At 62.5% G+C, this 26,337-nt stretch carries 24 protein-coding genes; 19 read left to right on the forward strand and 5 right to left on the reverse strand.

What is annotated here, in order from left to right; translation table 11 throughout:
- Positions 1 to 329: 329 nt before the first annotated feature.
- Positions 330 to 1,550: a CaiB/BaiF CoA-transferase family protein gene (locus tag F6X59_RS23470; RefSeq protein WP_152958394.1), complete on the reverse strand. Its 1,221-nt coding sequence runs from the start codon at positions 1,548 to 1,550 to the stop codon at positions 330 to 332.
- A gap of 14 nt (positions 1,551 to 1,564) precedes the next feature.
- A complete protein-coding gene (locus F6X59_RS23475) occupies positions 1,565 to 2,746 on the reverse strand; it encodes an acyl-CoA dehydrogenase (RefSeq protein WP_027917221.1) in 1,182 nt (393 codons plus the stop codon).
- 162 nt (positions 2,747 to 2,908) lie between these two features.
- Here F6X59_RS23475 and F6X59_RS23480 point away from each other — a divergent pair, with 162 nt between their 5' ends.
- The 10 genes from F6X59_RS23480 (at position 2,909) to F6X59_RS23525 (ending at position 12,710) form a co-directional block, all read left to right on the forward strand.
- Positions 2,909 to 3,823, forward strand: a complete 915-nt coding sequence (locus F6X59_RS23480; protein ID WP_152958395.1) for a LysR family transcriptional regulator — start codon at positions 2,909 to 2,911, stop codon at positions 3,821 to 3,823.
- A 423-nt stretch (positions 3,824 to 4,246) separates the two neighbouring features.
- On the forward strand, positions 4,247 to 5,368 hold the full coding sequence (locus F6X59_RS23485) for a Re/Si-specific NAD(P)(+) transhydrogenase subunit alpha (protein WP_015268506.1): 1,122 nt from the start codon (positions 4,247 to 4,249) through the stop codon (positions 5,366 to 5,368).
- A gap of 11 nt (positions 5,369 to 5,379) precedes the next feature.
- Complete coding sequence (locus F6X59_RS23490) at positions 5,380 to 5,694, forward strand: NAD(P) transhydrogenase subunit alpha (RefSeq protein ID WP_003256966.1); 315 nt, start codon at positions 5,380 to 5,382, stop codon at positions 5,692 to 5,694.
- Positions 5,695 to 5,696: 2 nt separating this feature from the next.
- Positions 5,697 to 7,148: an NAD(P)(+) transhydrogenase (Re/Si-specific) subunit beta gene (locus tag F6X59_RS23495; protein WP_152958396.1), complete on the forward strand. Its 1,452-nt coding sequence runs from the start codon at positions 5,697 to 5,699 to the stop codon at positions 7,146 to 7,148.
- Positions 7,149 to 7,334: 186 nt separating this feature from the next.
- A complete protein-coding gene (locus F6X59_RS23500) occupies positions 7,335 to 8,828 on the forward strand; it encodes an acetyl-CoA hydrolase/transferase family protein (protein ID WP_152958397.1) in 1,494 nt (497 codons plus the stop codon).
- Positions 8,829 to 9,181: 353 nt separating this feature from the next.
- Complete coding sequence (locus F6X59_RS23505) at positions 9,182 to 9,397, forward strand: DUF1127 domain-containing protein (protein ID WP_054884336.1); 216 nt, start codon at positions 9,182 to 9,184, stop codon at positions 9,395 to 9,397.
- Positions 9,398 to 9,697: 300 nt separating this feature from the next.
- Positions 9,698 to 10,015, forward strand: coding sequence for a DUF2388 domain-containing protein (locus F6X59_RS23510; RefSeq protein ID WP_152958398.1), 318 nt, complete (start codon positions 9,698 to 9,700; stop codon positions 10,013 to 10,015).
- Between the two features lie 89 nt (positions 10,016 to 10,104).
- Complete coding sequence (locus F6X59_RS23515) at positions 10,105 to 10,398, forward strand: DUF2388 domain-containing protein (protein ID WP_152958399.1); 294 nt, start codon at positions 10,105 to 10,107, stop codon at positions 10,396 to 10,398.
- 36 nt (positions 10,399 to 10,434) lie between these two features.
- A complete protein-coding gene (locus F6X59_RS23520; RefSeq protein WP_085676648.1) occupies positions 10,435 to 10,755 on the forward strand; it encodes a DUF2388 domain-containing protein in 321 nt (106 codons plus the stop codon).
- On the forward strand, positions 10,752 to 12,710 hold the full coding sequence (locus F6X59_RS23525) for a DUF4105 domain-containing protein (protein WP_372240501.1): 1,959 nt from the start codon (positions 10,752 to 10,754) through the stop codon (positions 12,708 to 12,710). Before F6X59_RS23520 ends, F6X59_RS23525 begins: the two co-directional genes overlap by 4 nt.
- Positions 12,711 to 12,763: 53 nt before the next feature.
- Here F6X59_RS23525 and F6X59_RS23530 read toward each other — a convergent pair whose 3' ends face one another.
- Positions 12,764 to 13,165, reverse strand: coding sequence for a GFA family protein (locus F6X59_RS23530; RefSeq protein ID WP_152958400.1), 402 nt, complete (start codon positions 13,163 to 13,165; stop codon positions 12,764 to 12,766).
- Between the two features lie 278 nt (positions 13,166 to 13,443).
- Here F6X59_RS23530 and F6X59_RS23535 point away from each other — a divergent pair, with 278 nt between their 5' ends.
- From F6X59_RS23535 to F6X59_RS23575, 9 genes are all read left to right on the forward strand, one after another.
- Entirely contained in the window at positions 13,444 to 14,751 is a 1,308-nt protein-coding gene (locus F6X59_RS23535) for a CitMHS family transporter (RefSeq protein WP_152958401.1), read from the forward strand.
- Positions 14,752 to 14,821: 70 nt separating this feature from the next.
- The gene (locus F6X59_RS23540) at positions 14,822 to 15,592 is read left to right on the forward strand and encodes a TerC family protein (RefSeq protein ID WP_085676644.1); all 771 of its coding nucleotides are present in this window, start codon (positions 14,822 to 14,824) and stop codon (positions 15,590 to 15,592) included.
- A 228-nt stretch (positions 15,593 to 15,820) separates the two neighbouring features.
- Positions 15,821 to 17,479 carry a Na/Pi cotransporter family protein gene (locus F6X59_RS23545; protein ID WP_152958402.1) on the forward strand — a complete coding sequence of 553 codons (1,659 nt, stop codon included), beginning with the start codon at positions 15,821 to 15,823 and terminating at the stop codon, positions 17,477 to 17,479.
- A 30-nt stretch (positions 17,480 to 17,509) separates the two neighbouring features.
- Entirely contained in the window at positions 17,510 to 18,916 is a 1,407-nt protein-coding gene (locus tag F6X59_RS23550) for a pitrilysin family protein (RefSeq protein ID WP_152958403.1), read from the forward strand.
- A gap of 75 nt (positions 18,917 to 18,991) precedes the next feature.
- Complete coding sequence (locus tag F6X59_RS23555; RefSeq protein WP_152958404.1) at positions 18,992 to 20,014, forward strand: DUF5924 family protein; 1,023 nt, start codon at positions 18,992 to 18,994, stop codon at positions 20,012 to 20,014.
- 80 nt (positions 20,015 to 20,094) lie between these two features.
- Positions 20,095 to 21,228, forward strand: coding sequence for an ABC transporter permease (locus F6X59_RS23560; protein ID WP_152958405.1), 1,134 nt, complete (start codon positions 20,095 to 20,097; stop codon positions 21,226 to 21,228).
- The gene (locus F6X59_RS23565) at positions 21,225 to 22,016 is read left to right on the forward strand and encodes an ATP-binding cassette domain-containing protein (RefSeq protein ID WP_346652425.1); all 792 of its coding nucleotides are present in this window, start codon (positions 21,225 to 21,227) and stop codon (positions 22,014 to 22,016) included. Before F6X59_RS23560 ends, F6X59_RS23565 begins: the two co-directional genes overlap by 4 nt.
- 3 nt (positions 22,017 to 22,019) lie before the next feature.
- Positions 22,020 to 22,958 (forward strand): MlaD family protein, encoded by a 939-nt coding sequence (locus F6X59_RS23570; protein WP_152958406.1) that lies wholly within the window; start codon positions 22,020 to 22,022, stop codon positions 22,956 to 22,958.
- The gene (locus tag F6X59_RS23575; protein ID WP_152958407.1) at positions 22,955 to 23,590 is read left to right on the forward strand and encodes an ABC-type transport auxiliary lipoprotein family protein; all 636 of its coding nucleotides are present in this window, start codon (positions 22,955 to 22,957) and stop codon (positions 23,588 to 23,590) included. The genes F6X59_RS23570 and F6X59_RS23575 overlap by 4 nt, the downstream gene beginning before the upstream one ends.
- Here the strand turns inward: F6X59_RS23575 and F6X59_RS23580 are convergent.
- A complete protein-coding gene (locus F6X59_RS23580; RefSeq protein WP_152958408.1) occupies positions 23,572 to 24,801 on the reverse strand; it encodes a nucleoside recognition domain-containing protein in 1,230 nt (409 codons plus the stop codon). The two genes, F6X59_RS23575 and F6X59_RS23580, sit on opposite strands and share 19 nt — an antisense overlap.
- 143 nt (positions 24,802 to 24,944) lie before the next feature.
- Positions 24,945 to 26,273 carry a glutamate/aspartate:proton symporter GltP gene (gene gltP, locus F6X59_RS23585; protein ID WP_152958409.1) on the reverse strand — a complete coding sequence of 443 codons (1,329 nt, stop codon included), beginning with the start codon at positions 26,271 to 26,273 and terminating at the stop codon, positions 24,945 to 24,947.
- Positions 26,274 to 26,337 lie beyond the last annotated feature (64 nt).

Genomic DNA, 26,337 nt, shown 5'->3' on the forward strand with positions numbered 1-26,337 from the left:
AGTTTTTTGCGAGAAACTCGTTTAACTTCAGACACTTAACTCGCTTCGATCTCTCGTTGCGGGAGGTGAATAATACAGCATTTGAAACCGCTGTCAACCTTCATCTCAACCGCTATCGATCATTCAACCGAAGCGCTTCCGACACCACCTGATTCATCCAACTCATTGAATTTCAAGGAGTTTTCCGTTTCGACTACGTCGGAAGTGGGGCGCATTATAAGGGGATTCGAAGGCGCGTCAACCCTTATTTTGAAGAAACTTCAATATCGCTGAAAAGCAAAGCGGGGAGGCCTGACGGCCTCCCCGCTCTTCAACCGCTCTATATAGAGTCAAAGCACGCCAGCACTGCGCAAACGCCCTACAGCATCGGCATCCATTCCCAGCACATCACCCAGCACCGCCTCGGTATGCTCGCCCAGCAGCGGCGGCGCACGCCGATACTCTACAGGCGTTTCGGACAGCCGAATCGGGCTGGCCACCTGCGGCACGCTCCCAGCCAGCACATGGGGCATGGTTACCGCCAGCCCCCGCGCCAACACCTGTGGATCCTGGAACATCTGCGCCAGATCGTTGATCGGCCCGCATGGCACCCCGGCGGCCTCCAGTTGACTCACCCATTCGGCAGTGGTCTTGAATACCGTCGCCTGGCGAATCAGTGGAATCAGCTCGGCCCGGTTTGCCACCCGCTGCTTATTAGTAGCGAAACGCGGGTCATCCGCCCACTGCGGCTGGCCAGCCACCTCGGCGAATTTGCGGAACTGGCCATCGTTACCCACAGTGAGGATGAAATCGCCATCCGCCGTCGGGAAATCCTGATAAGGCACAATGTTAGGGTGAGCATTACCCAACCGCCGCGGCGGACTGCCCGTGGTCAGGTAGTTCATCGCCTGGTTGGCCAGGCACGCCACCTGCACATCGAGCAACGCCATGTCGATATGTTGACCAACCCCATGCTGATCGCGGTAGGCGAGGGCAGCCAGAATCGCCACCGTCGAGTACAGCCCGGTGAGAATATCGGTCAGTGCAACACCTACCTTCACCGGCCCGGCACCGTCTTCTCCATCCGGGCGCCCGGTCAGGCTCATCAGCCCGCCCAGCCCCTGGATCATGAAGTCATACCCCGCACGCTTGGCATACGGCCCCGTCTGGCCGAAGCCTGTGATCGAGCAATAGATAAGCTTGGGGTTGATCGCCCTCAGGCTCGGGTAATCCAGCCCATAGGCCGCCAGCCCACCTACCTTGAAGTTCTCGATGACGATATCCGACCTGGCCGCCAGCTCCCGCACCAGGCGCTGGCCTTCCGGCTGGGTGAAATCGATGGTCACCGAGCGCTTGTTGCGGTTTGCCGACAGGTAATAGGCCGCCTCGCTGGTGTTCTCCCCCTCGGCATCCTTGAGGAAGGGCGGCCCCCAGGAGCGAGTATCGTCGCCGCTGCCAGGGCGCTCGACCTTGATCACGTCAGCACCCAGGTCCGCCAGGATCTGGCCAGACCAAGGCCCCGCCAGCACACGGGAGAGGTCCAGCACCCGCAGATGAGATAGCGCGCCCATGGGCTGGCTCCTTATCAGTAGAAGGCCTGGATGCCGGTCTGTGCACGCCCGAGGATCAGCGCATGCACGTCATGGGTACCCTCATAGGTGTTGACCACCTCAAGGTTGACCAGGTGGCGCGCCACGCCGAACTCATCGGAAATGCCGTTGCCGCCAAGCATGTCGCGGGCCATACGGGCAATATCCAGGGCCTTGCCGCAAGAGTTGCGCTTCATGATCGAGGTGATTTCCACCGCCGCAGTGCCTTCGTCCTTCATGCGCCCCAGGCGCAGGCAGCCTTGCAGGGCCAGTGTGATCTCGGTCTGCATGTCAGCCAGCTTCTTCTGGATCAGCTGGTTGGCCGCCAGCGGACGACCGAACTGCTGACGATCCAGGGTGTATTGGCGAGCGGTGTGCCAGCAGGCTTCAGCCGCACCCAGCGCACCCCAGGAAATGCCATAACGCGCCGAGTTCAGGCAAGTGAACGGACCTTTGAGGCCGCGCACATCCGGGAAGATGTTCTCCTCAGGGACGAACACGTTGTCCATGACGATCTCACCGGTGATGGAAGCACGCAGGCCAACCTTGCCATGGATCGCCGGGGCGCTGAGGCCTTCCCAGCCTTTTTCCAGAACAAAGCCGCGGATATCGCCGGCATCATCCTTGGCCCAGACCACGAACACATCGGCGATCGGGCTGTTGGTGATCCACATCTTGCTGCCACTCAGGCGATAGCCGCCATCAACCTTCCTGGCACGGGTGATCATCGAGCCTGGGTCGGAGCCATGGTTAGGCTCGGTCAGGCCAAAGCAACCAATCCACTCGCCAGAGGCCAGTTTGGGCAGGTATTTCTGCTTCTGCGCTTCGGTACCGAATTCGTTGATCGGCACCATCACCAGCGAAGACTGCACGCTCATCATCGAGCGGTAGCCAGAGTCGATGCGCTCCACTTCGCGGGCAATCAGGCCGTAGCACACATAGTTCAGGCCGCTGCCACCGTATTGCTCGGGAATGGTCGCACCGAGCAGGCCGACTTCACCCATCTCGCGGAAGATCGCCGGGTCGGTCTGCTCGTGACGGAAGGCTTCCAGCACGCGCGGGGCCAGCTTGTCCTGGGCGAACTGATAAGCGCTGTCACGCACCATGCGCTCTTCTTCAGTGAGCTGCTGATCCAGCAGCAGCGGGTCGATCCAGTTGAAGCTTGCTTTACCGGCCATGAGCGAAATCCTCGAAATAGGGGAGCGGTTTCTTGTGCCATTGATGCTAGGCCTGATCCGGCACCACGACAAACGAGGATTGCGCACGCATCAGTGATATTTTGTCACTCCGAAATAGTCAAAAACGCCATATTCATGGCCCCATGAGTGAGGTTGTCGTACATGCGCCGCAAGATTCCCAGCACCACAGCACTGGTCTGCTTCGAAGCGGCCGCACGCCACGAGAGCTTTACCAAGGCAGCCCAGGAGCTGGCCCTGACCCAGGGCGCCGTCTGTCGCCAGATCGGCGGACTTGAAGCGTTTCTCAATGTGGAACTGTTCAGGCGCTCACGTCGCGGCGTGAAACTCACCGAGGCCGGGCTTTCCTATAGCCGGCAGGTGGCCGCGCAGCTGGATGCGGTAGAGCGCGACACGCTGTCGGTGATGCGACAGCAGGGCGCCAACGTGATCGAACTGGCTGTAGTGCCTACCTTCGGCACCCAATGGCTGCTGCCACGGCTCAAGGACTTCCAGCAACGTCATCCCGAGGTCACTGTCAACCTGACCAACCGTACCCGCCCGTTCCTGTTCGCCGACACCCCGTTCGACGCCGCCATTTACTTTGGTGATGCCGACTGGTCCGGCACCCAGTCCCATCGCCTGATGGGCGAAAACCCCGTGCCGGTGTGCAGCCCGGCCTTGCTGAACGGGCAGGGCATGCTCGATGCCCAGCGCATCGCCAGCTTGCCACTGCTGCAACAGACCACCCGGCCCTACGCCTGGCGCCAGTGGTTCAATGGCCTGGGCCTGAATATCGCAGGCGACATGACAGGCCCGCGCTATGAACTATTCTCCATGCTGGCTCAGGCGGCGATGCACGAAATGGGCATCGCACTGATCCCGCCGTTCCTGATCCAGCGTGAACTGGAGGAGGGCAGGTTGGTGGTCGCTAACAGATACGCGCTGTCCAGCGACAAGGCCTACTATCTGATGATTCCCGACCGCAAGGTAGAGTCCGCGTCACTGCGGGCCTTCCGTGACTGGCTGGTGAGCCAGGCACAGCTCTATACCGCCTCGCACAAAGACGAAAGTGCCTGACCTACCTTTGTAGTCAATTATTTTAAACACCTACAGATATACGTTTTTGTCGCATAAGCGAAAACTGTTCAGGTGAATCGAAAAACCCCTTCCAAACCGCTAAACACGCGGCTTTCAGAGGGTTTTACGACATTCACGAGCCCATCAGCGAAATCATCGCAAAAAATTTCTATTTTTCCCCTAATCTGCCAATAGCCCATGTTTGACGGGCTGTAGCCTATCGCTTGCGACATACGGTCACAGGGTGACTTGTAGTTTTAACTTCGTTTCGCTCCAGAACCGGTTGAAGGCCCCTTGGTTCGTCTGCAAAATGCTTCGCCCGCCTTGGATTCGGCGGGTTCGGCGCTCAACAGCCGCCCCAGCGCACCATCCGTAGTGTGCTGGCTTTTACAAAGACAAAAGGTCACCGCAGGAGAAATAGTCGTGCACATTGGTGTTCCTCTCGAGACGCAGACCGGTGAGACAAGGGTCGCTGCGACCCCCGAAACCATCAAGAAACTGATTGGCCAGGGCCATCAGGTCACCGTCCAACGGGGGGCAGGGCTCAACGCCAGCATTCCGGACAGTGCCTATGAGGCCGTGGGGGCTTCCCTGGGAAGCGCAGCCGATGCCTACGGCGCCCAATTGGTGCTCAAGGTGGTCGCTCCCAACGACCAGGAACTGGCTCTGATCAACAGTGGCAGCCTCCTGGTAGGCATGCTCAACCCCTTCAACAGCGAGCTGATCGGCAAGATGGCTGAACGCGGGATTACCGCTTTCGCCCTGGAAGCCGCGCCACGCACCTCACGGGCCCAGAGCCTGGATGTGCTGTCGTCGCAGGCCAACATCGCCGGTTACAAGGCCGTGTTGCTGGCGGCCCACCACTATCCTCGCTTCATGCCCATGCTGATGACCGCCGCCGGTACCGTTAAGGCCGCGCGCGTGCTGATCCTGGGGGCAGGTGTTGCCGGCCTGCAGGCCATCGCCACCGCCAAGCGCCTGGGTGCGGTGATCGAGGCATCCGACGTACGCCCGGCGGTGAAGGAGCAGATCGAATCGCTGGGCGCCAAGTTCATCGACGTGCCCTACGAGACCGACGAAGAGCGTGAATGCGCCGAAGGCGTCGGCGGCTATGCCCGGCCTATGCCGGCCAGCTGGATGCAACGTCAGGCCCAGGCGGTCCACGAGCGTGCCAAGCAGGCCGATATCGTCATTACCACCGCGCTGATCCCCGGCCGCAAGGCACCGACCCTGCTCAGCGCCGAAACGGTCGCACAGATGAAACCTGGCTCTGTGGTCATCGACCTGGCGGCAGCCCAGGGCGGCAACTGCCCGCTGACGGTCGCCGACCAGGTGGTGCAGGAAAACGGCGTGATCATCGTCGGCCCGACCAATCTGCCGGCCCAAGTGGGTGCCGATGCCTCGGCGCTGTATGCGCGCAACCTGCTGGACTTCATGAAGCTGCTGTTCGACAAAGACGGCGCGCTGGTCATCAACCTCGAAGACGACATCGTCGCGGCCTGCCTGATGTGCCGCGACGGCCAGGTTGTCCGCAAGAACGGCTAAGGAGCACGACAATGGAAGACATGCTGATTTCCCATGGCATCTACAACCTGATCATCTTCGTGCTGGCCATCTATGTGGGCTACCACGTGGTGTGGAACGTCACCCCGGCACTGCACACCCCGCTGATGGCGGTTACCAACGCCATTTCGGCGATCGTCATCGTCGGCGCCATGCTGGCGGCGGCCCTGACAGTGACCCCGGCCGGCAAGCTGATGGGCACCCTGGCGGTGGCCCTGGCCGCGGTCAACGTGTTCGGTGGCTTCCTGGTCACCCGCCGCATGCTTGAGATGTTCAAGAAGAAAACCAAGAACGAGGCGCAGAAGTAAGCATGAGCATGAATCTGGTAACGCTCCTCTACCTCGTCGCCTCGGTGTGTTTCATCCAGGCGCTCAAGGGCCTGTCGCACCCGACCACGTCGCGGCGCGGCAACCTGTTCGGCATGATCGGCATGGGGCTCGCGATCCTCACGACGGTTGGCCTCATCTATAAGCTGGGCGCCCTCTCTGTTGGCAACGGCGGCGCGACTGCCGGCATCGGCTACGTCATCGTCGGCCTGCTGGTCGGCGGTACTGCCGGTTCGGTCATGGCCAAGCGTGTCGAGATGACCAAGATGCCGGAACTGGTCGCCTTCATGCACAGCATGATCGGCCTGGCCGCGGTGTTCATTGCCATTGCCGCCGTGCTGGAGCCGCAGTCGATGGGCATCGTTACGGCCATCAGCGACCCGATCCCCACCGGCAACCGCCTGGAACTGTTCCTTGGCGCGGCCATCGGTGCCATTACCTTCTCCGGTTCGGTAATCGCTTTCGGCAAGCTGTCGGGCAAGTACAAGTTCCGCTTGTTCCAGGGCGCACCGGTACAGTTTGCCGGCCAGCACAAGCTGAACCTGATTCTGGGCCTGACCACCATCGCCCTGGGCCTGCTGTTCACCTTCACCGGCCACTACAGTGCCTTCACCCTGATGCTGGTCCTGGCCTTCATCATGGGCGTGCTGATCATTATTCCGATCGGGGGTGCCGACATGCCGGTGGTGGTGTCGATGCTCAACAGCTACTCGGGCTGGGCAGCGGCCGGTATCGGTTTCTCGCTGAACAACTCGATGCTGATCATCGCAGGCTCCCTGGTCGGATCGTCCGGTGCCATCCTCTCGTACATCATGTGCAAGGCGATGAACCGCTCGTTCTTCAACGTCATCCTCGGCGGCTTTGGCGGCGATACCGATGCCGGCGCGGCGCAAGGCTCGAAAGAACAGCGCCCGGTGAAGTCCGGCTCTGCCGACGACGCCACCTTCCTGCTGAGCAACGCTGACAGCGTGATCATCGTTCCGGGTTACGGCCTGGCGGTGGCCCGTGCCCAGCACGCCCTGAAGGAACTGACCGAGAAGCTGAGCCACAACGGGGTGACCGTGAAGTATGCGATCCACCCGGTGGCAGGGCGCATGCCTGGGCACATGAACGTACTGCTGGCCGAAGCCGAAGTGCCGTACGACCAGGTGTTCGAGATGGAAGACATCAACGCCGAGTTCGGCCAGGCCGATGTGGTGCTGGTGCTGGGCGCCAACGACGTGGTCAACCCGGCGGCGAAGAACGATCCGAAGTCGCCAATCGCCGGCATGCCGATCCTCGAAGCCTTCAAGGCCAAGACCATCATCGTCAACAAGCGCTCGATGGCCAGCGGCTATGCCGGCCTGGACAACGAACTGTTCTACCTGGACAAGACCATGATGGTGTTCGGTGACGCGAAGAAGGTCATCGAAGACATGGTGAAAGCGGTGGAGTGACAGCGGCTGTTGCAAACCCGCTGATATAAAGGAAGCCCCGGTCAGAATCTGCCGGGGCTTTCCTTTTGTTGATCCGGATCAACGGCTCTATTTCAATGCTTCTCATACGACCATGGTCGTGGGACGGCAATGGGCGAAATCTCTAGACTGCGCTTCAGTAGTTTCAGTAGCCCGAGATAACAATCCATGTACCGTGATCGTATCCGCTTGTCCTCCCTGCACAGCAAGGTAATGAGTGCGGCTGATGCCGCTGGCCTGATCGAGGACGGCATGACCGTCGGCATGAGCGGTTTCACCCGCGCCGGCGAAGCCAAGGCTGTGCCGCATGCCCTGGCCGAACGCGCCAAGCAGTCGCCACTGAAAATCAGCCTGATGACCGGCGCCAGCCTGGGCAACGACCTCGACAAGCAGTTGACCGAAGCCGGCGTGCTGGCCCGTCGCATGCCGTTCCAGGTCGACAGCACCCTGCGCAAGGCCATCAACGACGGCCAGGTGATGTTCATCGACCAGCACCTGTCGGAAACCGTCGAGCAGCTGCGCAACCAGCAGCTCAAGCTGCCGGATATCGCGGTCATCGAAGCCGTGGCCATCACCGAACAGGGCCACATCGTGCCAACCACCTCGGTGGGTAACTCGGCCAGCTTCGCGATCTTCGCCAAACAAGTGATCGTCGAGATCAACCTGTCACACAATGCCAATCTCGAAGGCTTGCACGACATCTATATCCCGACCTATCGCCCGACCCGCACGCCAATCCCGCTGGTCAAGGTTGACGATCGCATTGGCAGCACCGCGATCCCGATCGACCCGGCCAAGATCGTCGGCATCGTCATCAGCGACCAGCCGGATTCGCCATCCACTGTGCTGCCACCAGATGACGAAACCCAGGGCATTGCCGACCACCTGATCAACTTCTTCAAGCAAGAAGTGCAAGCTGGCCGCATGACCAACAAGCTCGGCCCGCTGCAGGCCGGTATCGGCAGCATCGCCAACGCAGTGATGTGTGGCCTGATCGAGTCGCCGTTCGAAGAACTGACCATGTACTCCGAAGTGCTGCAGGACTCGACCTTCGACCTGATCGACGCCGGCAAGCTGAGCTTTGCCTCGGGCAGCTCGATCACCCTGTCGACCCGTCGCAATGCCGATGTGTTCGGCAACCTGGAGCGTTACAAGGACAAACTGGTCCTGCGCCCGCAAGAGATCTCCAACCACCCTGAGGTGGTCCGCCGCCTGGGCATCATCGGCATCAACACAGCGCTGGAGTTCGACATCTACGGCAACGTCAACTCGACCCACGTCTGCGGCACCAGGATGATGAACGGCATTGGCGGTTCGGGTGACTTCGCCCGCAACGCCCACCTGGCGGTATTCGTCACCAAGTCGATCGCCAAGGGCGGTGCCATTTCCAGCGTGGTGCCAATGGTCAGCCACGTTGACCATACCGAGCACGACGTCGACATTCTGGTCACCGAGCAAGGCCTGGCCGACCTGCGTGGCCTGGCACCGCGTGAGCGGGCGCGGGCGATCATCGACAACTGTGTGCACCCGGACTACCGCGCAGCGCTGAACGATTACTTCGATCGCGCCTGCCAGCGTGGTGGCCACACCCCGCACATCCTGCGTGAAGCACTGAGCTGGCACGAGAACCTGGAAGAAACCGGGCGCATGCTCGCCAGCTGATCCAGCCACCTCAACTGTTCGGGCCTTGTCGTCGCCACGCCGGCGACAGGGCCAGTACAGTCAAACCACCCCCGCCTGAACACTTCGCTTAATTCACCATCACAAACTGTACTACTGTACTGCTATTTTCGCGCCCCTCTGCCTTTCAAATCTTCTGAACCTCGTCAGAATGCACCAACTCAGTGCGGACCGGTACAGTTTCGCCTATTTCGAGTGCAACAGTCGGGTTAAACAGTTAACTGGCCCATCGCATTACTGTTGAACTGTATCTACTGTTATGGACAGCAGAGGAGGATCATTGGCATCAGTTAAATCACTACCTAATCCCGCCATAAGCGGAAGGATGAAACATCATGGAACGTACCCTCAGTTCCGGTCTGGTTTTTGAAAGCAATGCCCAGCAGTCCCAGGCTTCCCTGCCACTGCGCGCTATCTCCACTCTGCTGCTGTGGCAGCGTCGCATGGCCAGCCGCCGTCAACTGGCTCGCCTGGATGCCCGCCTGCTGGCCGACGCCGGTATCAGCGAGTCGCAGCGTTACGAAGAGCTGAGCAAGCCGTTCTGGCGCTAAGCTCCGGTTTGCCGGCTGCGGCCGGCACCGCGAATTCCCCAACCCGTTGCAGGCGACTGCAGCGGGTTTTTTATTGCCCGCAAGCTACGTTTCAGAGCCGTTCCGCGCACAACCTGTACAGTTATGATAATTATTAAATTTACCATAACAGTTGTCCGCTTCCGCTCCTATTAACATCCAGAAACATCACCGCGTGATACGCTTCGCTCAGCAGTCTGGTAGAACCCGTTGTCAAACACGTAACGCAACGAGCTGTGCAAGCGTCCGATTAAGCAGAACCCTATCCAGGAGTCCTAGAACATGACCCGTAAATACCTGATTGGAGCCGCCCTGCTGCTCGGCCTGGCCAGCACCGCCCAAGCCAGCAGTTTTGTTGTTACCACCGATACCGTGGTACGCGCCTTCGCCGCCTCCACCGACGCCACTTCCGACCTGACCTCATCGTTCCGCGATGACAAGATCGTGCAGGCCGCCCGTGATGACGCCGCCAGCTTCGTCGGTACCCAAGGCGCCATTCGTGGTGCGCGGCTGGAAAGTGCCTTCCTGCACATCCGTTCGACCATGCCGCAACTGCAAGCCAGTGATGCGCAGCTGGCTCAGGCCATCCTCGCGATCTGATCAAGGCTATGCAAAGCAGGTGCGTTGGCTAGCGGCCACGCACCTGGGCTAGCCTTTGCCGTTCACTCCCCCTGCCGTCAAGAAAGCTCATGCGTTATCTGTTGCCGTTGCTGTTCACCGCCACTGCCATGGCCAGTGCCCACGCCATGGACACCACCACACAAGGCCTGGTCATCACGGGCTACGTTACCAGCCAGGTCACCGCCGCCCCCTTCGACCGCAAACTGGTCAGGCAGGCCCGCGACGATGCTGCGGCATTCGTTGCCAGCGATGGCCTGATCCGTGGTGCACGCCTGGAAGCGGCACTCGACTCGCTGCGCCACAACTGCGCCCGGCACTCCGTCGGTGACCTTGAACTGGCAGAAGCAATTCTCGTCCAATAACTATCCCTGACTCCCTGTATTTTTCGGAGATGCTCCATGCGTAAACCGCTGATTGCCGCTACCCTCGGCATGTTGCTGCTGGCCGACCTGGCCCATGCACAGACCCTGGTGGCCACCAGCAACATCATCGTGCGCGCCTTTGGCCGCTCGATCGATTTCACCTCTGACACCACCACTTCGATCCGCGACGCCAAAGTCGTGCGCGAAGCCCATGACGACGCCGCCAGCTTTGTCGCCAGCAATGGCGATATCCGTGGTGCGCAGCTCGAAGCTGCATTCAGCACCCTGCGCGAGCGTGTACCTGAAGCGCGCGACGCCAGCGACCAAGTACTGGCCGAAGCCATCCTCGCGCTGTGAACCGCGTGCGTGCCTGGCTGCTCGGCTGCGCCCTGACGCTGCTGGGCACGCCCGCCCTGGCCGACCTGCAGCTCGAACTGCAGGCGGCAGGCCTCGACCCGCAACAGACCCAAGCCAGCCAGGCCCTGCTCGACGAGGCCATGGTCAAGCTGCCGCCACTGTTTAAACAACGCCTGGACCGGCGCGTCACGGTCAGCTGGAGCGACAACATGCCAGCCGATGCCTATGGCCAGGCTTCGCTGGTATCGACCCTCGAACTCAACCGCCGCCTGCTGCCCAGCCTGACTGACGGCAGTGCTGCCACCGAGCGCACCAACCGCCCCCATGGCACGGTGCGTGAAGAGCTGCTGGCCACTGTCCTGCATGAGCTCACCCATATTTATGATCGTGCCCGCCTGTGGCCAAGCGCCGAACGCTCGATGATCGCCCGCTGCGCGCGCCAGCAAGGCACGCTGGGCAAGATCGGCCAGCCGGAAGAGTGCCGCGGCCAGGCCGAACGCCGCTTTACCCTCAGCGACGACCCGCGCCTGCTCGACCTGGCTGGCTGGCCGCAATACGTCGGTCGCCGTGGCGAGCGTGAGCAGCACAACGCCCAGCTCATGCGCAGCCCCGACAGCTACGAGTTGAGCAGCCCCAAGGAATACATCGCGGTAAACATGGAGTATTTCCTCCTCGACCCGAGCTACGGCTGCCGTCGACCGGCGCTCAACCGCTACCTGCGTGACCACTTCAGCTGGGCGCCACAGCAGAACACCTGTGCCAAAGGCCTGCCGTTCATCAATGCCGGCAGCGACTTCGCCCGCCAGCCGCTGGGCGAGATCGACCCCGAGCGGGTCTACGAGGTCGACTTCCTGCTGGCTGAGGCCAACCAGAACCTGGTCAGCCGCTGGGGCCACAGCATGCTGCGCCTGGTGATCTGCAAACCCGGTCGTCCACGTGGCCCGGACTGCCGCCTGGACCTCGACCAGAGCCTGGTGCTGTCTTACCGTGCGTTCGTCAACGACGTGCAGCTGTCCAGCTGGGACGGCCTGGTCGGCACCTATCCCTCACGGCTGTTCGTGCTGCCGTTGGGCCAGGTGATCGATGAATACACCAAGACCGAACTGCGCAGCCTAGCCTCGGTACCACTCAAGCTCAACCGCGACGAAATCGAGAACCTGGTGCGCCAGGCCGCCGAGATGCACTGGAGCTACGACGGCAATTATTGGTTCCTGTCCAACAACTGCGCGGTGGAATCGTTGAAGCTGCTGCGCAGCGGCACGGCCAACCCACGCCTGAATGATCTCGACAGCATCATGCCCAATGGGTTGCTGGCCGTGCTCAAGGGCAGGGGACTGGCCGATACCAGCGTGCTCGATGACCCGCGAGAGGCCCTGCGCCTGGGCTATCGCTTCGACTCTTACCGCGACCGCTACCAGGCCATGTTCGATGTGCTGAGGAAGCAGTTGCCGATCAAGCAGACCGAGGTCGAGGACTGGCTGGCCCAGGATCCAGAGCAGAGGCGCGCGTGGTTCGACAAGGCCGACCTGCGCACCAGCGCGGCCTTGCTGCTACTCGAGCAGGCCAGCCTGCGCCGGCAGTTGCTGCTGGCTCAGGACGAAGTGAAACAGCGCTACCTGAACGCCGCAGCGCTGAAGGACGGCAGCATCAACAAAGCCGACGAGACCCTGAAGCAGATGCTTGCCAACAGCGGCTTCCTCAGCCGCCCGGCCGAGTTGCTGGATGCCAAGGGCTATGGGTTGCCACAGCCGGAAGAGCGCAAGCACCTGGAGCAGGTCAGCGCCGAGCGACAGGCCAAGCTGCTGCGCCTGAGCAGCGACCTGGACAAAGAGGTGAGGGCGCTGCTGGAGCCTTCACGGGCGAAGGAAATTGCCGCGGTCGAGGCCAACGTGAAGCACATTGGCGAGCATTTGCGGGCCTTGCACAAGGCAGCTGGCGGCCTGCAGTTGCCCTGAACCCTGTACCGGCCTCACCCTGTAGATGAGGCCGGTACAGGCAACACAAAGGCTTACAGACTTTCCTGCGCCTCCCCCGGCAACTGCTCATCCAGGTGCAGCCAGGGCAACCGGCTGCCAATCCAGATGTGTCGCCTGGCCGGCGCCCGTTCCGGGTGATCCAGCGTCGCCACCGTCACATCGATACTTCCCGGGCTATGTTCGGTCACCAACGCCACATGCGCCCCGCATTCCCCACAGAAATACCGCTTGCAACTGGCCGGCGCCACATAGCACTGGGGCCGCCCGGCCAACCAGCGGAAACCGGTGCGGGGCAGGGTGACCCAGGTCACCACCAGCCCGCCGCTGACCCGCCGACAGATCGAACAATGGCAATGGGCGACATCCGTCAGGTCACCCTGCAGCCGATAACGCAAGGCCCCGCAATGGCAGCCACCCTCGGTTACATCCAGCATCACCTACCTCCCGTCGCCGTTTTCCCGGCGAAAGCTGGCTGAAAGCTTGTCCCCCTAGGATAGCCGCCACTACCGGCACAAGACCGGTCAGCCAGGGCACCCGGAAGTCTCCGCGCCCGGCCCATCAACAACAACAATGGTGATTCTGATGTATTCCTGCGCCCGCCTTTCCGCACGCCTTTATGTAGCCCCCCTCCGCATGCTCCCCGTGCAGCGCCAAACGCGCTGATCCGCCCGAATAGCCATTCCTTTCGCCGCGCCACGCCTGGAGTATTGCCATGCTGACCTTCCTCGGCTTTGCCATGGTCATCACCTTCATGTACCTGATCATGACCAAGCGCCTGTCGGCCTTGATCGCGCTGATCCTGGTACCGATCCTGTTCGCCCTGTTCGGCGGTTTTTCCGCCAAGATCGGCCCGATGATGCTCGAAGGCATCAGCAAGCTTGCGCCCACCGGCGTGATGCTGATGTTCGCCATTCTCTATTTCGCCCTGATGATCGACTCCGGCCTGTTCGACCCGGCCGTGCGCAAGATCCTCAAGCTGGTCAAGGGTGACCCGCTGAAAGTCTCGGTCGGCACGGCGGTGCTGGCCCTGGTGGTCTCACTCGACGGTGACGGCGCCACCACCTACATGATCTGTTGCGCCGCCATGCTGCCGATGTACAGCCGCCTGGGCATGAGCCCGCGGATCATGGCCGGCCTGATCATCCTCGCCGGCGGGGTGATGAACATGACGCCATGGGGTGGCCCGACCGCCCGCGCTGCCAGCGCCCTGCATGTAGACCCGTCGGACATCTTCGTGCCGATGATCCCGGCCATGGCCTTCGGTGTGCTGGCGATCCTCGCCATCGCCTACCTGTACGGCAAGCGCGAACGTGCCCGCCTGGGTGAACTGCACCTGCCGACGGACGACATCGACCACAGCGAAATCAGCGTGTCGCAGTTCCCGGAAGCGCGTCGCCCCAAGCTGATCTACTTCAACGGTGCCCTGACCGCCGGCCTGATGGTCGCGCTGATCGCTGGCCTGCTGCCGCTGCCGGTACTGTTCATGATCGCCTTCAGCATCGCCATGATCGTCAACTACCCGTGCCTGCAGCAACAGAAAGACCGCATCGCCGCTCACGCCGGCAGTGTGCTGGCCGTGACCGGTCTGATCTTCGCCGCGGGCATCTTCACCGGTATCCTGTCCGGTACCGGCATGGTCGAGGCCATGTCCAAGAGCCTGCTGGCGGTCATCCCTGAAGCACTGGGCCCGTACCTGGCGGTGATCACTGCGATCGTGAGCATGCCGTTCACCTTCTTCATGTCCAACGACGCCTTCTACTACGGTGTGCTGCCGGTACTGTCGGAAGCGGCCAGCCATTACGGCATCAGCCCAGTGGAAATGGCCCGTGCCTCGATTGTCGGGCAGCCGGTTCACCTGCTCAGCCCACTGGTGCCTTCGACCTACCTGCTGGTGGCCCTGGCCGGTATCGAGTTCGGTGATCACCAGCGCTTCACGCTCAAGTGGGCAGTGCTGGTATGCCTATGCATAATGTTCGCCGCGCTGCTGATGGGCATTTTCCCGCTGTTCAGTAGTCTTTAATTAACACGCATCACCCAATGCGATGCGCCCCTGAAGGGGTGCATCGCCTTTATCGTTTGAAGGAATACACATGGAATGGCTGACCAGCCCGGAAATCTGGGTTGCCTTTTTTACCCTCACAGCGCTTGAGATCGTGCTCGGGATCGACAACATCATCATGATCTCGATCCTGGTCAGCCGCATGCCCAAGCACATGCAGCCGCGCACCCGGATCTTCGGCCTGGCCCTGGCCATGGTCACCCGCATCATGCTGCTGCTGTCGATCACCTGGGTCATGCGCCTGACCGCCGATCTGTTCGTGGTATTCGGCCAGGGCATTTCCGGTCGTGACCTGATTCTGTTCTGCGGCGGCCTGTTCCTGCTGTGGAAAAGCTCGCAAGAGATCTATCACGGCCTGGAAGGCGAGGAAGAGAGCGCCGACGAACCCAAGGGCGCTGGCGGCAAGTTCCTGTACACCATCATCCAGATCGCCATCATCGACATCGTGTTCTCGCTGGACTCGGTGATCACCGCCGTCGGCATGGTCTCGCACGTGCCAGTGATGATTGCTGCCATCGTCGTCGCGGTGCTGGTGATGATGGCCTGCGCCGGCGCCATCAGCGACTTCATCGACAAACACCCGTCGCTGAAAATGCTCGCACTTTCGTTCCTGATCGTCGTCGGTACCGTGCTGATCGCCGAATCTTTCGACGTGCACGTGCCAAAGGGCTACGTCTACTTTGCCATGGCCTTCTCGCTGGCCGTGGAGGCGATCAACATCCGCATGCGCACCGCCATGGCTCGCAAGCAAGGCAAGGAACATGAGCCGGTGAAACTGCGTAAGGACATTCCGGGTCAATAAGATCAGGACGCGCAGCAAAAAGGGCCCTCCGGGGCCCTTTTTCATGTGCAAGCTTTCATGACACAAACATTTCAAATGCTTGCAGAGCGTGCCAAGCTGGCGCGAGGTCCGCAAAACAACTAAAGCTTGAGTAAGCACTGGATCAAAACACCCACCCCCGGGCCAGGCTTACGGCTTCACATATTTTGGCTCCACTGCTGGAGCCCGAGAACAAAGGGGGGCTCGACCATGCTGACCCTGCTTGACCTGCTCTCCGCCGTGGCCTTGCTGGTGTGGGGCACGCATATCGTCCGTACCGGCATCCTCAGGGTGTTCGGCTCCAACCTGCGCCGTGTACTCAGCCAGAACATGAACCGCCGGCCGCTGGCATTCATTGCCGGCATCGTGGTCACTGCCGTGGTGCAGAGCAGCAACGCCACCGCCATGCTGGTCACCTCCTTCGTCGGCCAGGGCCTGATGGCCATGACCCCGGCGCTGGCGATCATGCTCGGTGCCGACGTGGGTACCGCGCTGATGGCCCGGGTACTGACCTTCGACCTGTCGTGGCTGTCGCCGCTGCTGGTGTTCCTCGGGGTGATCTTCTTCCTCTCGCGCAAGCAGACCCGTGCCGGCCAGTTGGGCCGCGTGGGCATCGGCCTGGGCCTGATCATCCTGGCCCTGCAGCTGATCGTGCAGGCGGCAGCGCCGATCACCCACGCACAAGGCGTGAAGGTGCTGTTCGCGTCCTTGACCGGCGACATCATGCTCGACGCCCTGGTCGGCGCGCTGTTCGCCATGGTTTCGTATTCCAGCCTGGCTGCCGTGCTGCTCACCGCCACCCTGGCCGGCGCCGAAGTGATCAGCCTGCCGGTGGCCATCGGCCTGGTGGTAGGCGCCAACATCGGCAGCGGCCTGCTGGCCTTCATCAGCACCAGCATGCAGAACGCCGCAGGTCGCCGTGTGGCCCTGGGCAGCCTGCTGTACAAGCTGATTGGCCTGGTGCTGATCATCCCTGTGCTGCACCCACTGGTAGAGTGGATGGACAGCCTGAGCTTCAGCCCGCAGGAGCTGGTGATCGGCTTCCACCTGCTCTACAACACCCTGCGCTGCCTGATCATGCTGCCGACGGTCAAACCCATGGGCCGCCTGTGCAATGCGTTGCTGCCCGAACGCGAGGCCAGCAATGGCCAGATACGCCCGCGTCATCTCGATGCCTCGGCGCTGACCACGCCCAGCCTGGCCCTGGCCAATGCCGCGCGGGAAACCCTGCGCCTGGGCGACATCGTCGACAGCCTGCTGGAGGCCATGCTCGGCGCCCTGCGCGGCACCCACACTGCCATACCCCAGCAGGTGCGGGCCTTGAGCGAGGATGCCGAAGCGCTGTACAGCGCGATCAAGCTGTACCTCGCGCAGATGCCACGGGAAGACCTCAGCGACCAGGACAACCGGCGCTGGGCCGAAATCATCGAACTGGCGATCAACCTGAAGATGGCCTGCGACCTGATCGAGCGCATGCTGCGCAAGGTGCAGCAGCAGAAAACCAGCCAGCGCCGGGAGTTTTCCCAGGTCGGCCTGGAAGAACTCACCGGGCTACAGGAGCAATTGCTGGCCAACCTGCGTCTGGGCCTGTCGGTATTCCTCAGCGCCGACCCGGAAAGCGCGCGCCTGCTACTGCGTGAAAAACGCCGCTTCCGCGCCCAGGAACGGCGCCTGGCGCATGCCCATGTCAGCCGTTTGCAGCGTAAGGTAGTGCAAAGTATCGAGACGAGTTCGCTACACTTGGAGCTGATCGCCGACATGAAGCGGTTGAACTCTTTGTTCTGCAGCAGTGCCTATGTGGTACTGGGTGGCTCGGACACTGGCGGGCTGCTGCTCGACAGCGTCCCGGAAGATGCCCACCTGTCCTGATCTCGCACACCTGGAGACCGTCGCTCGCCCATGCGTTGCCTGATGTTCGTTTGCCTGCTGATCTGCAGCCTGCCCTCATTTGCCCTCGATCGCTCGCGGGTCGAGGGTTACCTGTTGCCCAATGGCCTGCAGGTGATCCTGAAGTCCGGTTACGAGCGTGACCATGTGGCGATCCGCCTGGTGGTGGGGGTGGGCCTGGATGACTTCGACTGCGAGCAGAAAGAGCTGCCGCACCTGCTCGAACACCTGCTGTTCACTGGCATCGACGAGACCGGCGAAGGCGGCCTGGAAGAACGCTTGCAGAGCCTGGGTGGCGAGTGGAACGCCTACACCAGCAGCGCCGACACCACCTTCGTCATCGAGGCGCCAGCGCGCAACCAGCGCAAGGTGCTCGACCTGTTACTGGCGATCATCCGCGACACCCGCATCGACGCCAAGGCCCTGGCCACGGCCAAGCACATCATCGAACGCGAGGATGGCGGCCACTATGGCCACTTGCAGCGCTGGCTCGACCGCCAGGACATCGGCCACCCGGCCAGCGACCAGCTGGCCACCGAGCTGGGCCTGAAATGCCCCGAACGCTCCAACGTCGCGGACATGACCCTGGAGCAGGTGAAAACCCTGCGTGACCACTGGTACGCCGCCAACAACATGAGCCTGATCGTCGTCGGCGGCCTGGATCGCCTGCTGCCGGCCTATCTGGAGCGCACCTTCGGCGAACTGCCTGCCACCGAGCCGGAAGAGCGGCGCACCCTCGAAAGCATCAGCAAACAGGCCGAGCAGCGCCGCGACCTGACCCATGGCCTGCTGGGCGATAGCGTCAAATTGCACTGGCTGTTCATCGAACCGGTGCTGGACAGTGACCATCAGCAGACCCTTGACCTGCTGTCGCGCTACCTCGACTGGGCCGTATACGACCAGCTGCGCCTGCGCAACGGCCTGTCGTATGGGCCGTCCGTACAACGCGAGAGCTTTGGCGACAGTGGCATGCTCAGCCTCAATGCCGACCTTGAGCGCGATGATATCAACCAGGCCGTGAAGGTCATGCAGCAGCTGTTCGATCATTTGCGCAAGGAAGGCCTCGACCCGGATACCTTCGCCCGCATCAAGGATGCTGCCGTGGCCAAGGAAAGCTGGAGCACCCAGGGCAACAGTGCGCTGGCCGATTATTACTGGGGGGCGCTGAACGATTACAACAACGGCCGCTTTGCCGACCCGGCCCGCCAATTGCGCCAGGTAACGCTGGAAGAGGCCAACGCGGCCTTGAAGGAGTTGCTCAAGGATCAGGGCTACCTGCGGATCGAAAAGCCGTTCCTGGGGTATGACGAGCTTTATGGCCTGGTTGCCTTGCTGGTGGGGCTGATACTGGCGCTGGGGCTGCTGCGCTGGCGGCGGCACAAGCCGGAACGACCGAGTGGTGCTACACGGCAGCAGTGAATCGGCGGTATCCTTTTGCCAGTACCGGCCCTTTCGCAGGCCGGCACAACCACTTCACATTCTTGTCGTAGACCCATGCCCCCAATACCCCACTTCGTCCAGCGCGTCATCGAGCTGCTCAAACGCTACCCCGGCGTGATCGCACTCGGTGGCTTCCTTTCCGGTATCGGCAGTTTCATCCTGGTCGACCGCCAGGCCAGCCTGGCCAGCTGGATCGCCATCCTCATGCTGGTCAGCTGGGTCTGGCTGATGCTGGAAAACACCCTGACCGGCCTGTTCGCGCGCACCTTCAACCGCGAAATCCCGCAGCCACTGCTGCGCTACGCGACGCAGATGATCCACCAGGAAAGCCTGTTCTTCGTCCTGCCGTTCTTCTTCATCACCACCACCTGGAACAGCGGCCAGCTGGTATTCACCGGCCTGTTAGGCGCCGCCGGGCTCATCTCGATCATCGACCCGCTCTACTACAAGTGGCTGGCACCCCGGCGCTGGCTGTTCCTCGCGCTGCACACCCTGACGCTGTTCGCCGCGCTGCTCACCGCGCTGCCGATCATCCTGCACCTGACCACCGCACAGAGTTACAAGCTGGCGTTGATTGCCGCCATGGCGCTGTCGTTCCCAAGCCTGCTCAGCAGCTTCCCGGTCAATACCTGGCGCCGCGGCGTGGCACTGGTACTGGTTACCCTGGCTGTAGGCGCTAGTGGCTGGTTGCTGCGTTCGTGGGTGCCACCCGCAACGCTGTGGATGACGGACGTAGCGGTCAGCACCGAAGTACTCAATCGCCAACCCGGCGAATCGCTGGAAGAAATTGTCGCCAGCCGCATCCGCAGCAACGGCCTTTACGCCTACACCGCGATCAACGCACCGCGGGGCCTGGATGAGCGCATTTACCATGTGTGGCAGAAGGACGGCCAGGAGGTCGATCGCATTGCCCTGGATATCCATGGCGGGCGCAAGGAGGGCTACCGTGCCTGGACCCACAAGCAGAACTTTCCGCCCAACCCGGTGGGCAAGTGGCAGGTCCGCGTGCTGACCGAGGATGGCCAGGTGATCGGCGTGCTGCGCTTCAAGGTGGTGGACGACGCACCTGCGCCGTAACACGGATGCAGGACAGCACATATTCAACAAACCGCTCCATGTCCGCTGCGCTATGATCAGCCTCTAGCCCAGCCGGATGCATGGAGCCTATGACCACCCCCAGCGCCACCCTGGACACCAGCTGCCAGCCGGCCTGCCTGCGGATCGCCGGTGACTGGACCCTGGCCCACTACGCCAGCCTCAAGCGCGACAGCGAGCGCCTGCGCACGCAGTATGGCGCGGACACCCTTGCCGACCTCAGCCAGCTGGGCCGCCTGGACACCGCCGGCGCCTCGCTGCTGGCCGAACTGCTGGGCTCCGAGCGCCTCTCGCACTGCACCAACGACCTGCCCGAAGCCAGCCGCGCCTTGCTCAAGAATGTCTACTGCTCGGTGCAGGACTACTGCATCCCGATCAAGCAGCCCGAGCGCAACGTGCTGCTGGTGCTGCTGGAGCGTATCGGTTGCGCGGTCGGTAAGCTGTGGCAGGACACCCTGCAGCTGCTCGGCTTCCTCGGCCTGATCATCGACACCCTGCTGCGTCGCCTGCTGCAGCCACACCGTTGGCGCGTCACCCCGGTGATTGCGCACATCGAGCAGACCGGGCTGGACGCTGCCCCCATCGTCGCCCTGCTGACCTTCCTGGTCGGCGCCGTGGTGGCCTTCCTCGGCGCCACGGTGCTGGCCGACTTCGGTGCAACCGTCTTCACCGTCGACCTGGTGGCCTTCTCGTTCCTGCGCGAATTTGCCGTGCTGCTGACCGCCATCCTCATGGCCGGGCGCACCGCCAGTGCCTTCACCGCGCAGATCGGTTCGATGAAGGCCAATGAAGAGGTCGACGCCATCCGCACCCTGGGCCTCAACCCCATAGAGCTGCTGGTGGTGCCGCGGGTACTGGCACTGCTGATCTCGCTGCCGTTGCTGACCTTCGTCGCGATGATCTGCGGCATCGTCGGCGGTGCGGTGGTTTGCGCCCTGTCACTGGGCATCTCGCCGGCCATGTTCCTGTCGCTGCTGCAATCCGACATCGGCGTGCAGCACTTCCTGGTCGGGCTGGCCAAGGCACCGATCTTCGCCTTCCTGATCGCCGCCATCGGCTGCCTCGAAGGCTTCAAAGTCAGCGGCAGCGCCGAATCGGTCGGCGCTCACACCACCTCCAGCGTGGTCCAATCGATTTTCGTGGTCATCGTGCTGGATGCGGTGGCGGCGCTGTTCTGCATGGAGATGGGCTGGTGAGTGGCCGGGAAGCGGTGATCGAGGCACGGGGCATCTGCAATCGCTTCGGCAGCCAGGTGGTGCACAAGGACCTCGACCTCGACCTGTACCGTGGCGAAATCCTCGCAGTGGTCGGCGGGTCGGGCAGCGGCAAGTCGGTGCTGCTGCGCAGCATCATCGGCCTGCGACGCCCCAACGAAGGGCAGGTCAAGGTATTCGGCGAAGACTTGGCCGGTTTGCGCGAGGAACAGCGCTCACTGGTCGAGCGCCGCTTTGGCGTGCTGTTCCAGAAAGGCGCGCTGTTCTCGTCGCTGACTGTCACCGAAAACGTCGCCCTGCCGCTGATCGAGCACGCAGGCTTGTCGCGCGCCGATGCCGAGCACCTGGCCGGGGTCAAGCTGGCCCTGGCGGGCCTGCCGATCTCCGCTGCCGACAAATACCCCGCGTCGCTCTCCGGCGGCATGATCAAGCGCGCAGCCCTGGCTCGCGCCCTGGCGCTGGACCCGGACATCCTGTTCCTCGACGAACCCACCGCCGGCCTCGACCCGATCGGCGCCGCCGCCTTCGACCAGCTGATCCTGACCCTGCGCGATGCCCTGGGCCTGAGCGTGTTCCTGATCACCCACGATCTCGACACCCTCTACACCATCACCGATCGCATCGCCGTGTTGTCACAGAAGAAGGTGCTGGTTGCCGGCCCCCTGGCCGAGGTCGAGCAGACCAACGACCCCTGGATCCACGAATACTTTCACGGCCCACGCGGGCGCGCGGCCGAACACGCCGCCGCCAGTGCCAGGCAGGAGCGCTGAACAATGGAAACCCGAGCTCATCACGTCCTGATTGGCCTGGTCACCGTCCTGGTGGTGGCCGGCGCCATGCTGTTCGGCCTGTGGCTGACCAAGTCCAGTGTCGACGATGCCTTCAAGGACTACGAAGTGATCTTCAACGAAGCGGTCTCGGGCCTGTCCCGTGGCAGCCCGGTGCAATACAACGGCATCAAGGTCGGCGATGTCACCAGCCTGCGCCTGGACCCGAAAGACCCGCGCCGGGTGCTGGCCCGGGTGCGCCTGAGCGGTGACACCCCGGTCAAGGAAGACACCCAGGCCAAGCTGACCCTGGCCGGGGTCACCGGCAACTCGTTCATCCAGCTCAGCGGCGGCACGCCACACAGCCCGGAGCTCAAGGGCAAGGACGGCAAGCTGCCGGTGATCGTCGCCTCGCCGTCACCGATCTCCCGCCTGCTCAACGACAGCAGTGACCTGGTGACCAACATCAACATGCTGCTGCACAACGCCACGCAGATGTTCTCGGACAGCAACATCGAGCACCTGAGCAACACTCTGGCCAACCTCGACCAGACCACGGGCGCCTTCGCCAACCAGAACGGCGGCATCAGCGAGGCGATCGCCCAGCTGGCCCAGGTCGGCAAACAGGCCAATGCCACCCTGGCCGAAACCCAGGCACTGATGCGCAACGCCAACGGCCTGCTCGGTAGCCAAGGCAAGCAAGCCATCGGCAGCGCCGAGCAGGCCATGCAGTCGCTGGCCGAAAGCGCCGCGACCCTCAACAGCCTGCTGCAGGACAACCGCCAGTCCATCGACGACGGCGCCCAAGGGCTCAACCAGCTGAGCCCGGCCATCCGCGAGCTGCGCGAAACCCTCAACTCGCTCAAGGGTATTTCCCGGCGCCTGGAGGCCGACCCGAGCGGCTACCTGCTTGGCCGTGACAACAACAAGGAGTTCCAGCCATGACCCCATCGCTGCGCCTGCTGGCCCTCGCAGCCACCCTGAGCCTGGCCAGCGCCTGCTCGATCCTGCCGCAGAGCGAGCCGGTGGATATCTACCGCCTGCCGGTCAACCAGGCCAGCCACAGCGCCAGCCCGGTGGACTGGTCGCTGCGCCTGAACAAGCCGCTGGCCAGCGAAGTGCTGGCCGGGCCACGCATCGCCGTGCTGCCTCAAGGCGATGTGATCAGCAGCTACAAGGGCGCCCGCTGGAGCGACCCGGTGCCGCTGCTGGTGCGCAACCGCCTGCTCGATGGTTTCCAGCGCGACGGCCGGGTGCAGCGGCTGAGCGCTGACGACAGCAACCTGCAGGCCGACTACGAGCTCAGCGGTGAGCTGCAGGCGTTCCAGAGCGAGTATCAGCCGGGGGGCAAGGTGGAAGTGGTGATCCGTTACGACGCACGCCTGGTGCAAGGGCGCAGCCAGCGCATCCTCAGCAGCAAGCGCTTCGAAGTGCGCCAGCCCCTGGCTGATACCCAGGTGTCAGCCGTAGTCGCCGGCTTTGGCGCGGCCAGCGATCAACTGGCCGGGCTGGTGGTGAACTGGACCGTAGCGCAAAGCGGCCAGGCCCAGAATCAGGCTCAGGCGAAGAACCAGTAGCAGACGCAGATGGCTGCGATCACACCGGCCAGCTCGGCCAGCAGGGCACAGCCGACGGCGTGGCGCACACGCTGGATACCGACTGCGCCGAAATACACCGCCACCACGTAGAAGGTGGTTTCGGTGCTGCCTTGAATGGTCGCTGCCACCAAGGCCGGGAAGCTATCGACGCCGTGGGTCTGCATGGTCTCGATCAGCATGGCCCGCGCCGCGCTGCCGGAGAACGGCTTGACCAGCGCCGTCGGCAGGCCCTCGACAAAGCGGGTATCCAGGCCCATCCAGTTGACCGCGTGGCGAATGCCGTCCAAGGCCAGCTCGAGTGCGCCCGACGCCCGCAGCACTCCCACGGCGACCAGCATGGCTACCAGGTAGGGCAACAGGCTCTTGGCCACGTCGAAACCTTCCTTGGCGCCCTCGACGAAGGTTTCGTACACCTGCACCCGCTTCAGTGCGCCAATCACCAGGAACAGGGTGATCACCCCGAACAAGGTCAGGTTGCCAAGGATTGACGACAGGCTGGCCAGCGCTGCCGCCGACAGGGTGCCCAGGAAGGCCATGAAGCCGCCCAGCAGCAGCGCACCGGGGATCAGGTAGGCGAGCACCACCGGGTCCCACAGGCGCAGACGCTGCATCACCGCCACCGACAGCAGGCCGACCAGGGTCGAGGCACTGGTCGCCAGCAGGATCGGCAGGAACACCAGGGTTGGGTCGGTGGCGCCTTGCTGGGCGCGGTACATGAAGATGGTCACCGGCAGCAGGGTCAGCGACGAGGCGTTGAGCACCAGGAACAGGATCTGCGCGTTGCTCGCCGTGGTACTGCTGGGGTTGAGCTCCTGCAGCGCGCGCATGGCCTTGAGGCCGATCGGCGTGGCGGCGTTATCCAGACCCAGGCCGTTGGCGGCGAAGTTCATGGTGATCAGGCCCAGCGCCGGGTGGCCAGGCGGCACTTCCGGCATCAGGCGGGCGAACAGCGGCCCGAGTACTTTGGCCAGCCATTCGACGATGCCGGCCTTTTCAGCGATCTTGAGGAAGCCCAGCCACAGGGTCAGGGTGCCGAACAGCAGGACCATGACCTCCACCGACAGCTTGGCCATGGCGAAGATGCTCTCGACCATTGCGGCGAAGATGCCGGCATTGCCACCGACCAGCCATTGGGCCAGGGCGGAGACGGCCGCCACCAGGAAAAAGCCGAGCCAAAGGCCGTTGAGCATCCGTGTGTTCCCCCTGAAAATTGCCCGAATGATAGCGTATCGGGGCCTATCACTGGCGACCGAGATCCCCTGCAGACCGCGGTAAACTCACAGCCAACAAAAAGCCCCGACAAGTCGGGGCTTTGTGGTTCAGCAGGTCAGGCTCAGCGCTTGGCCGCTTCGCCAATAACCGCAGCCTGCTGTTTGTCCGCCATCAGCGAGGCGTAGTACTGCTCGCCCTTGGCGGCGTCGTACATGCCTTCCCAACGGGCGATCACCAGGGCTGCCAAGGCGTTGCCGATCACGTTCAGGGCGGTACGCGCCATGTCCATGATGCGGTCGACACCGGCGATGAAGGCCAGGCCCTCCAGCGGGATGCCTACGCTGCCCAGGGTCGCCAGCAGCACCACGAAGGAAACGCCCGGTACACCGGCGATGCCCTTGGAGGTGACCATCAGGGTCAGCACCAGCAGCAGCTGCTGGCTCCAGGACAGGTCGATGCCGTACAGCTGGGCGATGAAGATGGCCGCGATGCTCTGGTACAAGGTCGAACCGTCGAGGTTGAACGAGTAGCCGGTCGGTACCACGAACGAGCAGATCGACTTCGGCGCACCGTACTTCTCCATCTTCTCGATCACGCGCGGCAGCACGGTTTCGGAGCTGGAGGTGGAGTAGGCGAGGATCAGCTCATCTTTCATGATGCGCATGATCTTGATCACCGAGAAGCCGAACAGGCGCGCCACCAGGCCCAGCACCATGAAGGCGAAGAAGGCGATGGCGAAGTACACCAGCACTACCAGCTTGGCCAGCGGCAGCAGCGAGCTGAAGCCGAAGTTGGCAACGGTCACGGCAATCAGGGCGAACACGCCGATCGGGGCGTAGTTCATGATCATGTGGGTGACCTTGAACATGGTCTCCGACACGGCCTGGAAGGTACGTACCAGCGGCTCGCGCAGGTCGGCCTGCAGGCTCGACAGGCCAAGGCCGAACATCACCGAGAAGAAGATGATCGGCAGCATTTCGCCACGCATCAGCGCTGCGAAGATGTTCGACGGAATCAGGTTGAGCAGGGTCTCGATAAACGCGTGCTCATGCTGCACCTCGGCCGCGGTGGCCTGGTACTTGGAGATGTCGACGGTACCCAGGGTGCTCATGTCGATGCCGGCGCCTGGGTGGAACAGGTTGGCCAACACCAGGCCGACTACGATGGCGATGGTGGTCACCACCTCGAAGTAGAGGATGGTCTTCAGGCCGATGCTGCCCAGTTTCTTCGCATCGCCAACCCCGGCGATGCCCACGATCAGCGACGAAATCACGATCGGGACGACGATCATCTTGATCAGGCGAATGAAGATGTCACCGGCAGGCTGGAGGACGTTACTGATCCACCAGGCCTTTTCCGCGCTGAAGTGGTTCAGCAGCGCGCCGACAGCAACGCCCAGGAGCAGACCGATGACGATCTGCCAGGCGAGGCTCAGTTTTGCCTTCTTCATGTCTTTACCCTTTGTTGTAGTGGTCACGGGTACCGACCGGAAAAGCGCGTAACAGAGCCGTTGG

This window comes from Pseudomonas sp. MN1F (assembly GCF_009391885.1).
Lineage (GTDB): Bacteria > Pseudomonadota > Gammaproteobacteria > Pseudomonadales > Pseudomonadaceae > Aquipseudomonas.